Source organism: Bacillus bruguierae, from assembly GCF_037104725.1.
GTDB lineage: Bacteria > Bacillota > Bacilli > Bacillales > Bacillaceae_G > Bacillus_A > Bacillus_A bruguierae.
Window position 1 is genome coordinate 122,191 of record NZ_JBAWSX010000005.1, and the last position, 19,643, is coordinate 141,833.

A 19,643-nucleotide genomic window follows, 5' to 3' on the forward strand; every position below is an offset into this window, starting at 1 on the left:
TGAAATGAAGGGTTTCAATAGTAGTTTAACGAATATAAATCTAAATATATAGAAAAGAATGGAGAAATACATATGATACAATATCCGTTTTTGCAAAAAGGAGCAACAATTGGGGTAACGGCACCTTCTTCTGGTGTAAATTCTGCCTTACATAATATGTTCAAACAATCCTGTGAAAGTATGGAAAGAAAAGGTTATACAGTCGTCTGCGGAGAAACAGTTTGGACGCAAGAGAAAGCTAAGTCTTCTAGTGCGAACAAAAGAGCAAATGAATTTATGGAAATGATGCAAGATGAGAACATTAATATCATCATTCCTCCTTGGGGTGGTGAACTATTAATTGAAATACTAGAAGAAATTGATTTTGAAAAAATAAATAAGAAATGGGTATTGGGATACTCGGATACGAGTGTTTTATTATTAGCGATAACGTTAAAAATAGGAATAGCGACTGCTCACGGAACAAATTTCGTAGATGTAAGAGGCGAATATTCCGATCATACAACAGCAATGTGGCAAAGTGTATTATCAACGGAAGTAGGGGATTCAATCACTCAGTATTCTTCAGAGAAATATCAAGCGAAATGGCAACATAATAATCCATCGCCATGTGTGTTTCACTTAACAGAAGATACAAATTGGAAAACAATTTCGAATGGGAATGTGAGTATTACAGGTCGATTGCTTGGCGGATGTATTGATGTGATTAGACACCTCATTGGCACGCCATTTGGTAACGTGCAAGAGTTTAGGAAGAAGCATTGTAATAACGATCCGTTCATTTGGTATTTTGAAAATTGTGAGTTAACGACTACTGATTTACGACGTTCATTGGTTCAAATGAAACTGGCTGGTTGGTTTGAAAATTGTTCAGGTATTTTATTTGGCCGCAGTGCTGCAAATCATCCAGTGAATGAATATACCGCTGAAGATGTATATACAGAATTAGCTAATGAGTTGCAAATTCCAATTATTTATGATGTAGACTGTGGTCATAGGCCTCCGCAAATTACATTTATAAACGGGGCATTTGCAGAGGTTGAAGTGGAGGGCGGTAAAGGAGTAATTACACAGCATTTTAAGTAGAAATGTAGAAAGGAAATGATATGAATGGAATATGAAAAGATTGCAGAAAAATATCCAGCACTCATTACAGAACGATTATGTTTACGGCCGTTAACAATAGAAGATGCTGATGATGTATTTGAATATGCTTCAAATTCAGAAATTGCAACATATACAGTATGGTATCCGCATGAGACACTACAAGATTCAAAAATGTTTGTTCAGTCAATCTTAGATCAATACGAAAAAGGAGAAATGGCGGCTTACGGAATAGAACTGAAAAAGGAAAAAAAGATGATTGGGACGTGTGGTTTTATCGAGTATGACAAGAATCATCATAAGGCAGAGCTGGCTTATGCATTATCGCCAAACTATTGGGGACAAGGCATTGCGACAGAAGCAGCAAAGGCATGTATCCGTTATGGATTTGAAATCTTACAGCTAAATCGTATTGAAGCAAGATGTCATGCTAGTAATGTACAATCCGAACGAGTGATGAAACGTTTAGGAATGCAATATGAGGGAACGTTACGAAAAGATATGTTTGTGAAGGGAGCATATCGAGATACGAAAATATATTCGATTTTGCGAGAGGAATATGATGTACAAAAGGGAGAGTAATAGAGTGAATTACTCTTCTTTTCTTCTACTCTCTTAATCATCTAGAGGTATGCCCATTTTGACTCCAAATTCTTCGAGAGTGCGGTTTTTACCAGTGTAGGTCTACTGGTTTAGAACCCTACTCTTCTTAACACAACATGAGATAGAGAGAAAAATTATGAACCTCGATTCCAAAGTGAATCGAGGTTTTTTATGACAATGGTTAAAATACAACGGAATAGTCCTTGTTTTAATTTTAAAAAAACTGAATAGAAAGAAAAATATGATATATTTATACTATCCAATCATTTTTAAGGGAGATGGGGAACATGACAACGGAAAATCAAATAGTTGAAAATAAGGAACTCACGATTTTTAACCACATTGGAAACACAATTGTAACAGAAGATAGAGAAATCCAAATTATTTCAAGATTAGAAGAGCCTCTTATTGTCGTGTTAGCAAATGTATTAAGTGATGAAGAGTGTGAAATGTTAATGCAAATGTCCAAAAATAAAATGAAACGTTCTAAAATTGGTGTTTCGCGCAAAACAAATGACATTCGGACGAGTAGTGGTACGTTTTTAGAAGAAAGTGAGGTCACTACTAGAATCGAAAGACGAATTGCTTCGATCATGAATGTTCCTATTGAACATGGAGAAGGGTTACAGATTTTAAAGTATACAGTTGGCCAAGAATATAAAGCGCATTATGATTTTTTCGCAGAAAACAGTGCAGCAGCAAATAACAATCGGATGAGTACCCTTGTCATGTACTTAAATCATGTAGAAGAAGGCGGAGAGACTTTCTTTCCCAAACTCAACCTTTCTGTATCTCCGAAAAAAGGAATGGCGGTATATTTCGAATATTTTTATCAGGATGCATCATTAAACAAACTCACTTTACATGGCAGTGCACCTGTTATCAAAGGTGAAAAATGGGTTGCGACGCAATGGATGAGAAGAAGACCTTCGTAGTCAACTACCCACCACTTAAACGCTAACACGTTTTGAAGCGGGGGCTTAAAAAAAGCCCTGGTTGCCTAGCCTCAGTCTTTCGTGGACTCCGTTCGTAGTTGCATACCCAAGAATGATTCCCTAGTTCTTGGCTCTATGGTGGCTCTCTTTTAGTCAATATCAACATGAATGTTTGGCAGTGCTTTATTTAAAAAGAAAAATTAAAAATATATAAATATTTATCTAAATTTTCTAAAAATATTGACAAAATAACTTTCAATTTTTATACTTATGACAGCATAATGAACTGTTAATAAGTCCTTTTGTAATATCTAAAAATGAAAGCGTTTTTATAAGGGGGAGAAGAAATATGATGATGGATGTGCCATTAACAATTAGTTCGATGATCGAAAGAGCAGAGAAGTTATTCCCGAAGAAAGAAATTATTTCTCGTACACATAGCACAATTACACGGTTAACGTATAAGGAGTTAGGTGAGCGAACGAGACGTTTGTCTAGCGCGCTGCAAAAATTAGGTGTGAAGCAAGGAGAACGTGTTGGCACATTAGCATGGAATCACCATCGTCATGTAGAAGCATATTTTGCGATTCCTAGTATTGGTGCTGTATTGCATACGATTAACATTCGTTTATCTCCGCAGCATATTTCTTATATTATTAACCATGCAGAAGACCGCATTTTACTCATTGATGAAGATATGGTACCGGTTGTTGAGAAAATGCAAGAGGAATTATCAACTGTACAAGCTTATATCATCATGACCGATAAAAAAGAGCTTCCTGAAACTTCGCTTCAATTTGTATACCACTACGAACAACTTCTTGAAGAAGGGAATCCTAATTTTTCATTTTTAAAAGATATTGATGAAAATATGCCGGCTGGTATGTGCTATACATCAGCTACAACAGGCAATCCGAAAGGCGTCGTATATACACATCGCAGTACTGTTTTGCATAGTATGACGCTTGGGCTTGCAGATACAGCGGCACTTTCTGAAAGTGATGCTGCTATGCCGGTTGTTCCTATGTTTCATGTAAACGCTTGGGGATTACCGTTTGCAGCAACATGGTTTGGATCAAAGCAAGTTCTTCCTGGACCGATGTTTACACCGAAAATTTTATTAGAAATGATGCAGGAAGAAAAAGTAACATTGGCAGCCGGTGTGCCAACAATTTGGCTTGGTGTGCTGCAAGAATTAGAAAAGAATCGTTATGATCTATCAAATATGAAACGAATTTTATGCGGCGGTGCAGCTGCGCCGAAAAGTGTGATTGCAGCTTTCGAACAAAAATACAATGTCCCATTTGTGCATGCATATGGAATGACAGAAACAAGTCCGCTTGTCACGCTTGCGCGTTTGAAAAGTTATGAACGTGAACTACCATATGAAGAACAACTTACGATACGTGCGAAGCAAGGTTATTTAGTACCTGGTGTTGAAATGAAAGTTGTTGGAGAAAACGGAGATGTAGCATGGGACGGACAAGAAATGGGCGAGCTATGCTTACGTGCTCCTTGGATTGCGGCAAGTTATTATAAAGACGAGCGAACAGCAGAGGGATTTCGAGATGGATGGTTATATACAGGAGATGTCGTTACGGTTGATGAAGAAGGGTGTATTAAGATTGTCGATCGAACGAAAGATGTAATTAAAAGTGGGGGAGAATGGATTTCATCTGTTGATTTAGAAAATGCTTTAATGGCACATGAAGCAATATTTGAAGCGGCTGTTGTTGCAGTGCCGCATAAACAGTGGCAAGAGCGTCCTGTTGCATGTGTTGTTGTAAAACAAGGTCAATCTGTTACCAAGGAAGAATTATATGATTTTTTAAAACCACAATTTGCAAAGTGGTGGCTACCAGATGAGATTGTCTTTCTGAAAGAAATTCCGAAAACTTCAGTTGGGAAGTTTTTAAAGCAAGCGCTTCGAAAAGAGCTGGAGCAATATTATATAGAAAATTGAATAGTGATTGTAAACTTCGATTGAGTTTTGGTTGACAATATAGAAAGAGCAAGGTAACATATCACATGTGATATGTTACCTTATTTTAATTTATAGTTTACAAACAGGAGAAAACATAATATGGATACAAGAAATTTAGTTTTTGTCGCTTTATTTAGTGCCATTATGGCAGTGTTAGGACTTATACCGCCAATTGCTTTATCATTTACACCTGTACCGATTACATTACAATCACTTGGTGTTATGCTTGCGGGCGGTTTGTTAGGATCTCGTCTAGGGGCTCTTAGCCAATTCGTATTTTTACTTGTTGTAGCAGCGGGTGCACCGTTGTTAGCTGGAGGCCGCGGTGGATTTTCAGTTTTTGTGGGACCGAGTGCTGGTTATTTAATGGGATATGTAATCGGAGCATTTGTTATTGGATATTTCGCAGAACGTCTTCGCAACGTATCATTTCTGAAATTATTTTTAATTAATATTATTGGTGGTATTTTTGTTGTATATTTCTTTGGTGTTATCGTACAAGCCTTTGTGATGGATATAAGTGTAGTAAAAGCAGTGAAATTAAGTGTTGTGTTCTTACCGGGAGATATATTGAAGGCTGTATTTGCGACAATTCTTGTAACGAGATTACAACGTTCATTGAAACGAACAATTTATCATACAAATTCTGAAACACGTTAAAACGTGTTTCTTTTTGTTATAGAAAAGGAAGTGAAATAGGTGGGAATTACAAAATCTTATGCAGCACATGCACATTATCGATCGAACAAAACTGCAATAAAAACAAAAGATAGAAGCGTTACATATAAAGAATGGTATAAGTCTGTTTGCCAAGTTGCAAATTGGCTTCATGAGGAAGAATTAAGTAATAAAAAGATTGCGATTTTACTTGATAATAGCGTGGAATTTTTACAAATTTTTGCTGGATCTGCTATGGCAGGTTGGGTTTGTGTACCACTTGATCTAAAGTGGAGTATTCATGAACTTGAGGAACGACTACAAATCGTACAGCCTTCTATTATAGTTGTAGCACAGCATAAACGTAATCAATTGCCCAAAACAAATAGTAAAATATTTTCTATCAGTGCGTGGTCTGATAGAATAACAAACACTTCTATTACAGTAAATGATATAGAAAAGGTGGGAGAGTTACCTTTTTATATGGGATTCACATCAGGATCAACTGGAAAAGCAAAAGCGTTTCTCCGTTCACAACAATCATGGGTAGAAAGCTTTGCTTGTAATGTTCATGATTTTCATATGAAAAAAGATGAGACAGTATTGCTTACGGGAACGTTTGTACACTCTCTCTTTTTATACGGTGCAATGAGCGCTTTATTTTTAGGACAAACGATATACATGACAGAAAAATTCATTCCAAACCGTGTTCTTTCAATATTAGAGAAGGAATCTATTTCTGTTATGTATACAGTTCCAACGATGCTAGAGTCTCTATACAAAGAAGAAAGAATGATAGAACAGGAGATAAAGATTGTTTCATCAGGTGCAAAATGGGAAGCTGAAGCAAAGCGAAAAATAAAACAGGTCTTTCCAAATGCAAAGCGATATGAATTTTATGGAGCGTCTGAATTAAGTTTTGTTACAGCACTATCCCATCATGATAATGAACATAAACCATCTTCAGTTGGAAGACCATGTCATAATGTAAAGATTAGTATTCGCAATGGGGACGAACAAGAAGTAGAGAAAGGAACAGTCGGCACAATTTATGTGAAGAGTGAGCAGTTTTTTATGGGGTATATAATAGATCATGTACCAATTTCTCACGTAACGAGTGATGGATGGATGACAGTTCATGATGTGGGTTATGTTGATGAAGATGGGTTTTTATATATTGTAGGACGAGAAAAAAATATGATTATTTATGGTGGAATCAACATTTTCCCTGAAGAAATTGAACGTGTATTGCAGATGCATCCAAATGTAGATGAAGTAGTTGTTGTTGGTAAGAAAGATATATATTGGGGAGAAAAACCGGTAGCACTAGTTAAAGGAGCGGTATCAAAAAAGGAACTGAAGCAACTTTGTTTGGGAAGGTTATCTTCCTATAAAATTCCGACAGAATGGTATTTTGTAGATGTAATTCCTCATACAAGCAGTGGGAAAGTTGCACGGGCAGAAGTAAAAGAAATGCTTGAAAAGCAGGGGTTTATGTATGAATAGAGCAGTAATTGTTGAAGCAAAACGCACTCCAATTGGAAAGATAAATGGCATGTTTAAAGATTATTCTGTTGAAAAATTAGCAGCTCCTTTACTTACATATATAAGTAAAGGTATCGAAAAAGAAATCGATGATGTTATATTCGGAAATGTTGTCGGGCCTGGTGGGAATGTAGCTCGGCTGTCAGCATTAGAGGCCGGTCTCCCATATGAAGTACCCGGGGTGACGATTGATCGCCAGTGCGGGGCAGGACTGGAAGCAATTCGGTTGGCATGTCATCTGATTCAGGGCGGAGCGGGAACTTGTTACATTGCAGGTGGAGCCGAAAGTGTAAGTACCTCACGATTTGAAAAGCGAGCTCGTTTCTCACCTGAGCATATTGGTGATCCTGATATGGGAGTTGCTGCAGAGTATGTAGCGAAGCGTTACGGAATTACAAGGGAGATGCAAGATACATATGCATGTCTAAGCTATAAACGAACATTAGCAGCATTAGAAAAAGGATATTTACGAGAAGAAATTGTACCAGTTTCTCACAATGCAGTAGACGAAACGATTAAACATTGTATGAATTATGAAAGAATGATAAAACGAACACGCCCTGCCTTTTTACAAGAGGGGACAGTGACGGCAGGTAATTCATGTGGAGTGAACGACGGAGCGTGTGCACTTCTTATTATGAATGAAATGCAAGCTGAAAAGCTTGGTTATAAACCGGTACTACGATTTGTATATAGTGCCGTTTCTGGCGTAGATCCTCATTTTCCCGGTAGTGGGCCGATATTTGCGGTGCAAAAATTATTACAACAGATGAATCTCACAATGGAAGATATTGATTATATTGAAATGAATGAAGCGTTTGCTTCCAAAATAGTTGCATGTGCGCGCGAGTTAAACATCCCTTATGAAAAATTAAATGTAAACGGCGGAGCGATTGCTGTTGGACATCCATACGGTGCATCGGGAGCAATGCTTGTGACAAGGTTATTTTATCAAGTGCAAAGAGAACAGGTGAAATACGTGATTGCAACGTTAGGTATTGGCGGAGGGATTGGAGTTGCACTTTTGTTTGAAAAAGTAGAAACGTAGAAATTTTAGGCGCATATTATGTTACTCATTTTTACCCCGCTATTTTGGCGTAGTAAGAGCCCCACCTCAAGATTCAAAGAGAGACGAGGAAGATAGGCGGGGGATAATTGCCAGTAAAAGCCCGATTAGGCGAGATTTTCATCAGTGAAGGATGAAGAAAACGATCACTGATGGAAGTGTTTACGAATAATAGATTTGTTTAAATATGGAAGTTCAACATCCGTTTGCTTATTATTAAAATAAGTGAACGGATGTTTTGTTTTTTAGGAGTGAGAACAGTGGGGATTTCTATATAAAAGTTAGGATTTTCTAATATTGATAAGCATTTAGCACATTTATTTCAAGCACAAATTATTGATCTTATGAAAAAGTACTATAATGGAGAGAAAGTCGCAAATATTTTTTAGGAGAGAACGAGGATAAAATTAGTGCCTAAAACCATACCACTGGTTAAAGAAAATACCTATGTTGTGGACCTTTTGGGATAGATATAGTTATGCAAAAATGATAGCAAGGGGGTCAAGGAAGTGTTTAATGATTTTAAGCTTGTGGATAATCGTCCTGTTTATATTCAATTAAAGGATTATTTAAAAAAAATGATTATGAAAGGACACCTGCTGGAGCACCAGAAGCTTCCATCTACCCGAGAACTTAGTAAATTACTATTGATCAGCAGAAATACTGTACTCACTGCTTACGCAGATTTAGAACAAGAAGGTCTAATCTATGCAATAAAGGGAAAAGGAAATTTTGTAGGGAAAGTCAAAACAGCCAAAACTCCATCCATCGAATTAAACTGGAAAGAAAAGGTCAATGAAGTTACCTTGCTAGCTGATGAATTAGATTTAATGAAGCACGGTGTTCGCTGGAAAAAAGGCATGATTTCATTCAATAGCATTGCCCCAGACGAAAAGCTTTTTGATGTTGAAAATTTTAAAAGGGCTTTTCTGACCCGAATGTCTATTGAAGGAGATATCGTTTTGAACTACGGATATGCAAAAGGCTATAAACCCCTAATTGATTACCTTCTTCACTATATGGAAATGAAAGGCGTAGATATTTCCAATAAGGATATTCTGATCACAAATGGCTTCACCGAGGGTCTGGATATTTTGTTGTCTTCCTTAGCTAAAAAATCTGGGCGTATTATTTGCGAAAATCCTACCCATCATGCCGCATTAAAGCTTTTTCGATTATATGGACTTGATATCTACGGGATTGAAATGAAGGATGATGGTATCGATATTTGTGAAGTTGAGAAGATTTTATCCGAAATGGATTTTGATTTTGCATACTTAATCCCGTCCTATCATAATCCGACCGGGATTGTCACGTCCTCGGAAAAAAGAACTGAAATCATGAAACTTTTTTCAAAATATCAAATTCCTATTGTGGAAGATGGATTTAATGAGGAATTACGTTATTCAGGTTCCCATTTAGCACCGTTATTGACTTTCGCCGGATCAGGCAACAATGTGATCTATATCAGCAGTTTTTCAAAAATTCTTTTTCCGGGATTACGTGTTGGTTGGATTTTAGCAGATAAGGAATTAATCCATTGTTTGGAAAGTGTGAAAAGGGCACGAACGATTCATACATCCACGCTGGATCAGGCAGTGCTTTATCAATATTTGCATGATGGTTATTTTGAAAAATATTTAAAAAAGGCCAAGTCAGTTTATAAGAAAAAATATGAACTAGCCTTTCATGCTTGCAATCAATACATTCCTTTTCAAAGAATGACAGGGGATGGCGGACTTCATCTTTTTATAGAGTTAGCAAAAGGAATGAATTCGCGTACACTTTTGGAAAAATGCTATGAAAAGGGAGTTGTTTTTTCTCCTGGAGACGTCTTTTACACGGATGGAAGGGGAAGTAATACGTTTCGATTAGGATTCTCTCGGTTAAAAGAAGCGGATATTCTTAAGGGAATTAAGATAATTGGAGATACATTGAAAAATGAAAATGGGAGTTGAAAAAAGTGAGAGTTGGCGTAATTATGGGAGGCGTGTCCTCCGAAAAACAAGTATCCCTCATGACTGGGGAAGAAATGATTGCCCATTTGGATAAAAGTAAGTACGAAATTGTGCCTATTCAACTAAATAACAAAAAAGAGCTAATTGAAAAGGTAAGGAATATCGATATTGCCTTGTTAGCGCTTCACGGAGAATATGGGGAGGATGGTACGATTCAAGGTACATTGGAAACGCTCGGCATTCCATATACCGGAAGTGTCATGTTATCAAGCGGTATTTGTATGGATAAAAATATGTCGAAAAAATTGATTCGTTATGAAGGAATTCAAACCCCGGATTGGATTCATCTTTCGAATATGGAAGAACTTCAGCTTGATGAAATTGAAAAAATGGGGTATCCGTTAGTGGTAAAACCTAATTCGGGTGGTTCCAGTGTAGGGGTAAAGATCGTATACGATCAGGACTCTTTACTATCCTCGCTTGAAGATGTACTGAAATGGGATTCTGAAATCGTAATTGAAAAATATATAAAGGGTGAAGAAATTACCTGTTCCATTTTGGACGGAAAACTTTTACCGATTATTTCAATTCAACATGTGGCTGAGTTCTTTGACTATCATGCGAAATACGATGATGCGGCTACGATTGAAGAGATTGTAGAACTTCCGGTCACAACTCAAAAGCGTGTCGCCGAGGCTGCAATGGCCTGCTATAAAGCATTAAAATGCAGTGTTTATGCTAGAGTTGATATGATTATAAAAGATGGAATCCCATATGTCATGGAGGTTAATACATTGCCGGGGATGACAAAAAATAGCTTACTGCCGAAAAGCGCTCATGCGGTGGGAATCTCTTATAGCAAGCTATTGGATATGATCATTGAAATCTCTTTAAAGGCTAGGAGAAACGAAGGGTTTTAATAGAAATATAATTAAATGCAGTGTTAAAATGTATTGTTGATTCTACACTACTTTTCTGAAATTATTGGGTGGGAAGATGGATTTCCTAAAAAGCCGAATCCAGAAGCATATATCCATATGCAAAAGAAACACTCTATTAATTTTGTTGTGGGAGATCGTGCGTTAGACATTATGCCAGCTACAAAACTAGGAATCACAACATGTGCTTTTCAAAACGCGATAATTCAAGACGCAGATTATTATATTGATTCTTATCATCAGTTACTTCATATTATGAAAGAGAAGAGTCTTCACATATAAAAGAAACACAAGAAACGATTTATGCTTCTTGTGTTTCTTTTTGTATATGAATAAGGTGCGATAAAAATGCTTCGCCTGTAACAGTTGCTTTACCGCCGCCGCGTGCGCTTTTTGGATTTCCGCCACCTTTTCCTTCTATAAGGGGAAGGGCTGCTTTTAAAAGGGTATTCATATTTAGCTTAACGGCTTGACCACATGCACAAATGCATTGTAAGTTTTCGCCGTTTTGTGTAACAAAATATGTAATGGCATATTCATCTTTTTCTGTAAGGATGGCTGCTAATTTTGCAAGTTCCTGCATAGAACGATCTGTAAAGTTAACGGCAATTTGTTTCCCAAATGAAGTTTTTTCTGCGTGCTGTAACAATTCATTTGCTTCTACAAGAATGAGTTTTTCGTTGACTGCTTGCAACGCTTTCTCAGTTTCTTTTTGAGTGAAAAGGAGCTGCTTTATTTTGTTTGGAATATCGTCCTCTTTACTTTGTAACTGCTGTGCTGCGCCTTTTACGAGAGCTTGATTACGCTGCATCAGTTCAATTGTACGCCAGCCGCAAACAAATGTAAGACGAATGTTTCCTTTATGACGCTCCCAATTGATGATTTGAACCGGGCCGACTTCACCAGTTTGTTTTGGATGTGTACCACCACATCCGTTATAATCAAGATTTTCAATAATAACAACACGAATATTTTCTGTCACTGTTGGTTCCTTGCGTAAAGGAAGTTGCTTTGCTTCTTCTAGATCTACCCACTGAACTGTAATTGGACGGTTTTCAAGTACAATTTGATTAGCAAGATTTGCAGCTTCTTCAGCCGTTTCGAAAGAAAGGTCAGAAGTTTCTAAATCAATTGTTACGATTTCTCTTCCTAAGTGAAAACCGATTGTTGGAATGTTGAAGTGATCCCAAAATATAGCGGACAAAATATGTTGCCCAGCATGTTGCTGCATATGATCGAAACGACGTTTCCAAGAAACATGTCCCGTTACTTCATCTGCATGTATCTCTTCAGTAATGTAATGACGAATTTCTCCATCTATTTCTTCTACATTTATAACAGGAATTTGATTTAAATACCCTGTATCATGTGGCTGACCACCGCCCGTTGGATAAAACGCTGTTTGTGTTAATACAACATAGACTTTGTCGTCTTTGTCACATACTTGTTTTGTGATTTGAGCTGTAAATGTTTGTAAATATGAATCTGCATAAAATAATTTGTGATTCACGATCTTACTCCTTTCAAACTTAGCTATATAAATACAAAATAAAAAATCGAGATAAAAACCCTCTTTCTTTTTAGGTAGGCGAGAGCATCTGGCCATGCATAGAAGCGGTCAGGGCCTTTTTTCTGCCACAGGCAAGGTTTAAAACAAAAGGAGAAAGCAAGTAGCGGTCCTTTTGTATTCTACATAGCAGCGAGTTATATGTAGAAAAATTAAAATGGACAAATATAGTTCTATTGTAAAACAATACGTATTAATTTTCCTAATATTTCATAAGAAAAATTCTCCTTTTTGGAATTTTCTTGCTATAATGAGAAAAAGGAACATAACGGGGGTGGATGATATGTTGTATGAAAATGGCGTACGCAAACTGATTCATCTAAACACAAGTATTTCTGAACTATACCGAGAATTGCATGAAATGACCCGTCATTTAAAAGAATGTAACCGTGAAAGTGTAACATTTGATCGATTATATGTGAAAGAATTATTTTGGAAAAAAGAAGATATAGTTTCTATGTATGATCAGCTCCTAATTCAACTTTGTATTAATGATTGTTTTGATATGAAAAGTTTCATTTCTGGGGAATATGCTTATACACATGAAGAAGTAGAGAATTGTGTAGCAGAATTTAATAATAAACATAATGTGAATATTACAGTAGAGGAAGTATTAAAAGAATTACAGTTTACATATGGTATTGATATGGAGCTGAAACGAACAGCTCGTGTTTAAGAAAACGAAAATTATGTTTTCAAAGGAAGCTGCTTTTCAGCTTTCTTTTTCTTTGCATTTAGATATAGAGAAGGTGAAAGAGATGAAGGAGAAGTTAAGGAACATTCATCCAATCGGGATGAATATCATTATTGGAACATTATTTGCAAGATTTGCAACATCGATGAGCATTCCATTTTTAGCAATTTATTTGACGACTGCAAAAGGAATATCAGCTGGAGTTGCAGGAGCTATTATTGGAACGAGCGCATTAGTTGGTGTATTCGCAAGTTTTATTGGCGGAAATTTATCAGATCGTTATGGGCGAAAGAAGATTATGTTAGCCTCTATTTTTGTTTGGATTCTTGTCTTCATTGGATTTGGATTTGCGGAGCATGTTGTTGCATTTTTCCTGCTAAATGCACTAAATGGGATGTGCCGTTCATTTTTTGAACCAACGTCTCGTGCTTTATTATCCGATTTAACAAAGCCAGAGCATCGCTTAATGGTGTTTAACTTGCGCTATGGTGCGATTAATGTCGGATTTGCAATCGGACCGCTTATTGGTCTTCAGCTTGGCAGTGCAAAATCAACAATGCCATTTTTTATAACAGCTGTTGTGTATATTCTATATGCAATTGTGCTTGTAGTACAGTTCCGAAAGTATCACATTGAAGAAGGAAAAAAGGAAGAGAAAAAGGCAGCTACTTTTATAGATTCTTTGCACATTATAAGAAAAGACATTGTCTTTTTAGTTGCGTTAATTGGAATTATTATTAGTACAGCAGGATATGCGCAATTTTCATCAACGCTTTCTCAATATTTCGCGAACTCCCATGTATTTGAAAATGGAGTGACGTTGTTTTCTTACGCATTAACATTAAATGCAGTTACTGTCGTTATCGTCCAGTATCCAATCGTGCAAGCTTGTAAAAGGTATACACCGCTTGTATCAATTATGATCGGTACACTACTTGTTAGTGCGGGATTATGTGGATTTGGATTTGCAGGATCAATGTGGGCTGTTTTCGTTTGTACAATCATATTTACAATTGGAGAAGTACTAATGTTTTCCATGACAGATGTGTTTATTGATCAAATTGCAGCTTCAAATTTAAAGGGAACTTATTTCGGTGCGATGGGGTTCTCTGGAATTGGTGCTGTTATTGGACCATGGTTTGGAGGAGCTCTGTTAGATTATTACGGTTATCAGAGTGGTTTTGTGATTTTTACAATTTTGGCGACTCTTTCAATGTTTGCATTTCCGATTCTTTTATTAACAAGAAGTTTGCTTCGTAAAAGAACGATAGAAGAAAACATGAGCAGTACAAATGTAATGTGAGTTTACATGTAGGAATAAGGTTTTGAAAGAAAAAGGTGGATGATTGTAGTCAGCCACCTTTTTTTCGTATACATCATTTTAGTTAAAGAAAGGGTATTTCTTATATTACTTGGAAAATTTGTATACGATTATTTTGTAAGGAGAACGGTTCGTTCTGTTAATTGCGCCGCTTCTGTTTTAGAAATGTGAATGGCAAGAAGGCCATTTTCAAGATAGGCTAACATTTTTTTATATATAATATTGGCTGGTAAGAAAATCATATGCTGCAATGCAGAATTATTACTAGATACACTAATTTGTAGGCCTGTCTCCATCTTTTTAATAAGAATATTTTGCTCAACTACGTTCGGGATATCAGCTTCTAAAATATATTCTTGTTCTGTTTCAAAAAGGTCAACGTGAATACCGTTTGGAGAGGGGGAGTTTGCGTATAAATCGGAGCAAAATTGATTCATCCATTCTTCAAAGCCATCAACATGAAAAAGGCAGTCTTTTTTCTTTTTCTTGCCCATTGTAAGAAAACCTCCGTAAAAGTTCATTCATAATACGATATTCACTTTGAAAATAGAGGTGAAAAGGAAAGAGGAAATGTGCTTAAAAAAGAAGAGGAGATAGTATAAATATATGATAAATAGACAGTGCACATGCACTGTCTATTTTTTACATGTCGTGGTGAGCATGGTTTTTTTGGCGTGAATGCTTACGGTTTTTTACTTTGTGTGATCCGCTTAATGGTTCTGGTTGTCCTCCAGAAACTTGTCCTTGCGGTGAATTTTTACGAATGGATTTGCTGTTGTTTTTTTCCATTTATAATACCCCTCTTTTTATTAAGCTCCAGTGATGAATTGGATAAACGGTAGAGCTTGATTAGCGAAACGAATCAGCTGAGAAAGAGCACTTCAGCTTAAAGTTTCGCTTTATATTAGGATGAGAGAACTTCATAAATTTATACGAGAATGTTTTTTGAGAAAAAGGTAAAAGATAATGGAGAGTAAAGACAGAAAGGGGAATGATTATGCCGTACCACAAGGATAAACAACAAGCATTTCAAGCTGCGCAGCAAGGAACGGAAGATGCAGAAAATTTATATCAAAACATTGTGAAAAACGATCCAAATTATGCCCAGGACTTAAAACATTTACGTCAAGAAGTGCAAGAAGCATATGAACAAATCCAAAATGCATTAGAAGTCGCTTCTGAAACGCAGCGAACGCAATTACAGCAATATGAGCAAGAGTTGCAACATATTATGCAAAATGTGGAGGAAGCACGTGATTAATAGGTTGTTGAGTGTCCTCAGCAGCCTTTTCACATAAAAAGGGATAATAATGATTAAAAAAACGAACCGCATTATAATCAGTTGTCTAATCATAGTGTTAAGCTTGATGGGAATTGAAAAAGTTGATGCAAAAATGTTAATGAGAAAAGAGTTAGAGCCAACTGGCTTTGTAACGTGGGAAGTACCAACGAATGAAAAAATAATAGCAATTACTTTCGATGATGGTCCGGATCCTACATATACACCGCAAATTTTAAAAACATTACGCGAATACCACGCTGAAGCAACCTTCTTTATGATTGGCTTCAGAATTCAGCGTAATCCATATTTAATCGAACAAGTATTAAAAGATGGTCATGAAATTGGGAATCATACGATGAACCATTTGTATGCACGCAGTGCAACAGGCCAAAAGCTTGAAAATGATATTCTAGAGGGGAAAAAATATTTGGAAAAGTGGGTAGAGAAACCACTCCTTTTCCGTCCGCCTGGTGGTTATATTAATGAATCGGTGTTTAAAACAGCGACAGAAGCAGGATATCAAATCGTATTATGGTCTTGGCATCAAGACCCAAAGGATTGGTCTAATCCTGGAAAAGATAAAATTGTAAAGCATGTTCTAAACAATGCAAGAAGTGGTGATATTGTTTTACTGCATGATGGCGGAACCGATAGAAGCCAAACTGTTGAAGCATTAAAAGAAATTTTACCAGCGTTACAAAAACAAGGATATCGATTTGTGAAAGTGTCAGAGTTATTAAAGTACAAGCATTGAAAAATCCCAAAAGATTATCTTTTGGGATTTTGAATTATTGATTCTTTTTACGTTTTTTATTGTTTTGGCGTTGTGCAGGTGTTAATGGCTCATTCGAAAATTCCTCATTGTATCCTGTACCTTGTCCTTGTGCAGAGGCGGCATTCATTCCAGGAATGACATGATTTGCTTTACGCTTTCCCATTACTATTCCCCCTAATTGGCTATAAGAACTTGAATTGTTCCACTTATTTATAAAGTAAAATATCTTTTAAAAAGAAGTTTCACTTTACAGGAATAGTATCTGTTAACGAGAAAATTATTATACAACAACGAAGGTATAAAGAAAACTTATGGGAAACTATAAGTTTCTTATTATTTACTTATCCATTAAGTTGTAATAATATATTATCGTAAGGTATTGAAAAATTCGTCTACATTTTATATTCAGACAATTTCAGTCACGTTTAACAGGGGGGTAACCATAATGGTAAAACACAATCCATTTAACACTCGCGCAACATTTGTAGTAGATGGAAACACGTATCACTATTATAGTTTGAAAGCGCTTGAAAATGCAGGGGTAGGTAATGTTTCTAAATTACCTTATTCGGTTAAGGTATTACTTGAGTCAGTACTTCGTCAAGTTGATGGCCGTGTTATTAAAGAAGAACATGTTGAAAATTTAGCGAAGTGGGGAACGAAAGATATTCAAGATATCGATGTACCGTTTAAACCATCTCGCGTTATTTTACAAGACTTTACAGGAGTTCCAGCTGTTGTTGATTTAGCTTCTCTTCGTAAAGCAATGGCAGATATGGGTGGAGATCCTGATAAAATCAATCCAGAGATTACAGTTGATCTTGTTATTGACCACTCTGTACAGGTTGATAGAGCAGGTACATCAGATGCACTTCAATTTAATATGGACTTAGAGTTTAAACGTAATGAAGAACGTTATAAATTTTTAAGCTGGGCACAAAAATCATTTGATAACTATCGTGCAGTTCCACCAGCAACAGGTATCGTTCACCAAGTAAACCTTGAGTATTTAGCGCCAGTTGTTCATGCAGTGAAAAATGCTGAAGGCGAACTTGTTGCATACCCAGATTCATTAGTAGGAACAGATTCTCATACAACAATGATTAACGGTATCGGCGTTCTTGGATGGGGCGTTGGCGGTATTGAAGCAGAAGCTGGAATGCTTGGACAGCCTTCATACTTCCCAGTACCAGAAGTAATCGGTGTGAAATTAACAGGTACACTTCCAAGTGGTACAACAGCAACAGACGTTGCATTAAAAGTAACACAAGTATTACGTCAAAAAGGTGTAGTTGGAAAATTCGTTGAATTCTTCGGTAGCGGTTTACAAAGCATGCCATTAGCTGACCGTGCAACAATTTCTAACATGGCACCAGAGTACGGCGCGACTTGCGGATTCTTCCCAATCGATGATATTTCATTAGATTACCTACGTTTAACAGGAAGAAGCGAAGAACAAATTCGTATCGTTGAAGAATATTGTAAAGCAAACGGCTTATTCTATACAGCTGATAGTCAAGATCCAACTTATACAGATCTTGTTGAAGTTGATTTAAATACAATCGAGTCTAACCTTTCTGGTCCGAAACGTCCACAAGACTTAATTCCTCTTTCTGGTATGAGAGATGAGTTCCGTAAAGCTGTTGTGGCACCAGTTGGTAACCAAGGATTTGGCTTCTCAGATCAAGAATTTGATAAAGAAGTGAAAGTAGTATTACAAGATGAAGAAGTAACGATGAACACAGGTGCAATTGCAATTGCTGCGATTACAAGCTGTACAAATACATCTAACCCATATGTATTAATTGGTGCAGGTTTAGTTGCGAAAAAAGCAATTGAAAAAGGACTTAAAGTACCTGGTTATGTAAAAACATCATTAGCACCAGGATCTAAAGTTGTTACTGAATACTTAGATAAGTCTGGATTAACAACTTATTTAGATCAATTAGGTTTCCAAACAGTAGGTTATGGTTGTACAACTTGTATCGGTAACTCTGGTCCATTAGCACCAGAATTAGAAGAATCAATTGCTGCAAATGACTTATTAGTAACATCTGTATTATCTGGTAACCGTAATTTTGAAGGTCGTATCCATCCGCTTGTAAAAGCAAACTACTTAGCATCACCACCGCTTGTAGTTGCATACGCACTTGCTGGTACAGTAGATATCGACTTGAAAAATGATGCAATCGGTAACGATGCAAACGGCAACCCAATTTACTTTAACGACATTTGGCCAACAGCGGCAGAAATCGAAGAAGTTGTACAAAACGTTGTAACATCTGAACTGTTTAAGAAAGAATATGCACAAGTATTTAACAGCAACGAACGCTGGAACGAAATCCAAACTTCAAACGAAGCGTTATATACTTGGGATAATGACTCAACATATATCCAAAACCCACCGTTCTTTGAAGGATTATCTAAAGAGCCAGGTGAAGTAGAAACACTTTCAGGACTGCGCGTAGTTGGTAAATTTGGCGATTCTGTAACAACAGACCACATTTCACCAGCAGGATCTATCGGTAAAAATACACCAGCAGGCCGTTACTTATTAGAAAATGGCGTACAGCCAGTTGACTTCAACTCTTACGGTTCTCGCCGTGGTAACCATGAAGTTATGATGCGTGGTACATTTGCGAACATCCGCATTAAAAACCAAATCGCACCTGGCACAGAAGGTGGATTCACAACGTACTGGCCAACAGGCGAAGTGACATCTATCTATGATGCAGCAATGAAATACAAACAAGACGGCACAGGTCTTCTTGTTATCGCTGGTAAAGACTACGGTATGGGAAGCTCACGTGACTGGGCTGCAAAAGGTACAAACCTATTAGGCATTAAAGCAGTTATCGCAGAAAGCTTCGAGCGTATCCACCGCAGTAACCTTGTATTAATGGGTGTATTACCACTGCAATTTAAAGATGGCGAAAGTGCAGAAACATTAGGTCTTACTGGTCAAGAATCATTTGAAATTCAAGTTGATAAAACAGTAAAACCACGCGACCTTGTAAAAGTAGTTGCGACTGACTCAGAAGGAAACAAAAAACAATTTGAAGTTGTAGCACGTTTCGACAGCGAAGTAGAAATCGACTACTACCGTCACGGCGGTATCTTACAAATGGTTCTTCGTGAGAAATTAGAAGAGTCTAAGGTTTCTAACTAAGTTTAGATGTCAATGATTTTAAATGAACAATAGTTTAGTAGTTTC

19 protein-coding genes are annotated in these 19,643 nt (G+C 36.8%); 15 read left to right on the forward strand and 4 right to left on the reverse strand.

Features of this window, described 5'->3' with window-relative positions; genetic code table 11:
* Positions 1 to 72 precede the first annotated feature (72 nt).
* From WAZ07_RS10945 to WAZ07_RS10990, 10 genes are all read left to right on the forward strand, one after another.
* Positions 73 to 1,086 carry a S66 family peptidase gene (locus tag WAZ07_RS10945; RefSeq protein ID WP_336472467.1) on the forward strand — a complete coding sequence of 338 codons (1,014 nt, stop codon included), beginning with the start codon at positions 73 to 75 and terminating at the stop codon, positions 1,084 to 1,086.
* 24 nt (positions 1,087 to 1,110) lie between these two features.
* On the forward strand, positions 1,111 to 1,686 hold the full coding sequence (locus tag WAZ07_RS10950) for a GNAT family N-acetyltransferase (RefSeq protein ID WP_336472468.1): 576 nt from the start codon (positions 1,111 to 1,113) through the stop codon (positions 1,684 to 1,686).
* Between the two features lie 308 nt (positions 1,687 to 1,994).
* Positions 1,995 to 2,642: a 2OG-Fe(II) oxygenase gene (locus WAZ07_RS10955; RefSeq protein WP_336472469.1), complete on the forward strand. Its 648-nt coding sequence runs from the start codon at positions 1,995 to 1,997 to the stop codon at positions 2,640 to 2,642.
* 349 nt (positions 2,643 to 2,991) lie between these two features.
* Positions 2,992 to 4,605: a long-chain fatty acid--CoA ligase gene (locus WAZ07_RS10960; RefSeq protein WP_336472470.1), complete on the forward strand. Its 1,614-nt coding sequence runs from the start codon at positions 2,992 to 2,994 to the stop codon at positions 4,603 to 4,605.
* 120 nt (positions 4,606 to 4,725) lie between these two features.
* Positions 4,726 to 5,286: a biotin transporter BioY gene (locus WAZ07_RS10965; RefSeq protein ID WP_336472471.1), complete on the forward strand. Its 561-nt coding sequence runs from the start codon at positions 4,726 to 4,728 to the stop codon at positions 5,284 to 5,286.
* A 39-nt stretch (positions 5,287 to 5,325) separates the two neighbouring features.
* Positions 5,326 to 6,789, forward strand: coding sequence for an acyl-CoA synthetase (locus tag WAZ07_RS10970; protein ID WP_336472472.1), 1,464 nt, complete (start codon positions 5,326 to 5,328; stop codon positions 6,787 to 6,789).
* Positions 6,782 to 7,876 carry an acetyl-CoA C-acyltransferase gene (locus WAZ07_RS10975; RefSeq protein WP_336472473.1) on the forward strand — a complete coding sequence of 365 codons (1,095 nt, stop codon included), beginning with the start codon at positions 6,782 to 6,784 and terminating at the stop codon, positions 7,874 to 7,876. Before WAZ07_RS10970 ends, WAZ07_RS10975 begins: the two co-directional genes overlap by 8 nt.
* Before the next feature lie 527 nt (positions 7,877 to 8,403).
* Positions 8,404 to 9,852, forward strand: a complete 1,449-nt coding sequence (pdxR, locus tag WAZ07_RS10980) for a MocR-like pyridoxine biosynthesis transcription factor PdxR (protein ID WP_336472474.1) — start codon at positions 8,404 to 8,406, stop codon at positions 9,850 to 9,852.
* Between the two features lie 5 nt (positions 9,853 to 9,857).
* The gene (locus tag WAZ07_RS10985) at positions 9,858 to 10,772 is read left to right on the forward strand and encodes a D-alanine--D-alanine ligase (RefSeq protein ID WP_336472475.1); all 915 of its coding nucleotides are present in this window, start codon (positions 9,858 to 9,860) and stop codon (positions 10,770 to 10,772) included.
* Positions 10,773 to 10,808: 36 nt separating this feature from the next.
* A complete protein-coding gene (locus WAZ07_RS10990; protein ID WP_336472585.1) occupies positions 10,809 to 11,072 on the forward strand; it encodes an HAD hydrolase-like protein in 264 nt (87 codons plus the stop codon).
* Positions 11,073 to 11,091: 19 nt separating this feature from the next.
* Here the strand turns inward: WAZ07_RS10990 and WAZ07_RS10995 are convergent, their stop codons facing one another.
* Positions 11,092 to 12,300, reverse strand: coding sequence for an alanyl-tRNA editing protein (locus tag WAZ07_RS10995; RefSeq protein WP_336472476.1), 1,209 nt, complete (start codon positions 12,298 to 12,300; stop codon positions 11,092 to 11,094).
* Positions 12,301 to 12,640: 340 nt separating this feature from the next.
* On the opposite strand from WAZ07_RS10995, the gene WAZ07_RS11000 reads away from it, so the two are divergent.
* Positions 12,641 to 13,033 carry a hypothetical protein gene (locus tag WAZ07_RS11000; protein WP_336472477.1) on the forward strand — a complete coding sequence of 131 codons (393 nt, stop codon included), beginning with the start codon at positions 12,641 to 12,643 and terminating at the stop codon, positions 13,031 to 13,033.
* 82 nt (positions 13,034 to 13,115) lie between these two features.
* Entirely contained in the window at positions 13,116 to 14,354 is a 1,239-nt protein-coding gene (locus WAZ07_RS11005) for an MDR family MFS transporter (protein WP_336472478.1), read from the forward strand.
* Positions 14,355 to 14,482: 128 nt separating this feature from the next.
* Here the strand turns inward: WAZ07_RS11005 and WAZ07_RS11010 are convergent, their stop codons facing one another.
* Positions 14,483 to 14,866, reverse strand: a complete 384-nt coding sequence (locus tag WAZ07_RS11010) for an Hsp20/alpha crystallin family protein (protein WP_336472479.1) — start codon at positions 14,864 to 14,866, stop codon at positions 14,483 to 14,485.
* 148 nt (positions 14,867 to 15,014) lie between these two features.
* Entirely contained in the window at positions 15,015 to 15,161 is a 147-nt protein-coding gene (locus WAZ07_RS11015) for a small acid-soluble spore protein P (protein ID WP_020063100.1), read from the reverse strand.
* Between the two features lie 208 nt (positions 15,162 to 15,369).
* Between WAZ07_RS11015 and WAZ07_RS11020 the strand changes: the two genes are divergently transcribed.
* Entirely contained in the window at positions 15,370 to 15,633 is a 264-nt protein-coding gene (locus WAZ07_RS11020; protein WP_090913231.1) for a hypothetical protein, read from the forward strand.
* A 106-nt stretch (positions 15,634 to 15,739) separates the two neighbouring features.
* Positions 15,740 to 16,408, forward strand: a complete 669-nt coding sequence (locus tag WAZ07_RS11025; protein ID WP_396547766.1) for a polysaccharide deacetylase family protein — start codon at positions 15,740 to 15,742, stop codon at positions 16,406 to 16,408.
* 34 nt (positions 16,409 to 16,442) lie between these two features.
* Here the strand turns inward: WAZ07_RS11025 and sspO are convergent, their stop codons facing one another.
* Positions 16,443 to 16,592 carry a small acid-soluble spore protein O gene (gene sspO / locus WAZ07_RS11030; protein WP_020063103.1) on the reverse strand — a complete coding sequence of 50 codons (150 nt, stop codon included), beginning with the start codon at positions 16,590 to 16,592 and terminating at the stop codon, positions 16,443 to 16,445.
* Between the two features lie 282 nt (positions 16,593 to 16,874).
* On the opposite strand from sspO, the gene acnA reads away from it, so the two are divergent.
* Positions 16,875 to 19,598 (forward strand): aconitate hydratase AcnA, encoded by a 2,724-nt coding sequence (gene acnA / locus WAZ07_RS11035; RefSeq protein ID WP_336472481.1) that lies wholly within the window; start codon positions 16,875 to 16,877, stop codon positions 19,596 to 19,598.
* Positions 19,599 to 19,643: the final 45 nt, after the last annotated feature.

Coding starts and splice junctions, on each gene's coding strand:
- WAZ07_RS10945 (WP_336472467.1), top strand. CDS start 73: ATGATACAATATCCGTTTTTGCAAAAAGGAGCAACAATTGGGGTAACG.
- WAZ07_RS10950 (WP_336472468.1), top strand. CDS start 1,111: ATGGAATATGAAAAGATTGCAGAAAAATATCCAGCACTCATTACAGAA.
- WAZ07_RS10955 (WP_336472469.1), top strand. CDS start 1,995: ATGACAACGGAAAATCAAATAGTTGAAAATAAGGAACTCACGATTTTT.
- WAZ07_RS10960 (WP_336472470.1), top strand. CDS start 2,992: ATGATGATGGATGTGCCATTAACAATTAGTTCGATGATCGAAAGAGCA.
- WAZ07_RS10965 (WP_336472471.1), top strand. CDS start 4,726: ATGGATACAAGAAATTTAGTTTTTGTCGCTTTATTTAGTGCCATTATG.
- WAZ07_RS10975 (WP_336472473.1), top strand. CDS start 6,782: ATGAATAGAGCAGTAATTGTTGAAGCAAAACGCACTCCAATTGGAAAG.
- WAZ07_RS11000 (WP_336472477.1), top strand. CDS start 12,641: ATGTTGTATGAAAATGGCGTACGCAAACTGATTCATCTAAACACAAGT.
- WAZ07_RS11005 (WP_336472478.1), top strand. CDS start 13,116: ATGAAGGAGAAGTTAAGGAACATTCATCCAATCGGGATGAATATCATT.
- WAZ07_RS11010 (WP_336472479.1), bottom strand. CDS start 14,866: ATGGGCAAGAAAAAGAAAAAAGACTGCCTTTTTCATGTTGATGGCTTT.
- WAZ07_RS11015 (WP_020063100.1), bottom strand. CDS start 15,161: ATGGAAAAAAACAACAGCAAATCCATTCGTAAAAATTCACCGCAAGGA.
- WAZ07_RS11020 (WP_090913231.1), top strand. CDS start 15,370: ATGCCGTACCACAAGGATAAACAACAAGCATTTCAAGCTGCGCAGCAA.
- WAZ07_RS11025 (WP_396547766.1), top strand. CDS start 15,740: ATGGGAATTGAAAAAGTTGATGCAAAAATGTTAATGAGAAAAGAGTTA.
- sspO (WP_020063103.1), bottom strand. CDS start 16,592: ATGGGAAAGCGTAAAGCAAATCATGTCATTCCTGGAATGAATGCCGCC.
- acnA (WP_336472481.1), top strand. CDS start 16,875: ATGGTAAAACACAATCCATTTAACACTCGCGCAACATTTGTAGTAGAT.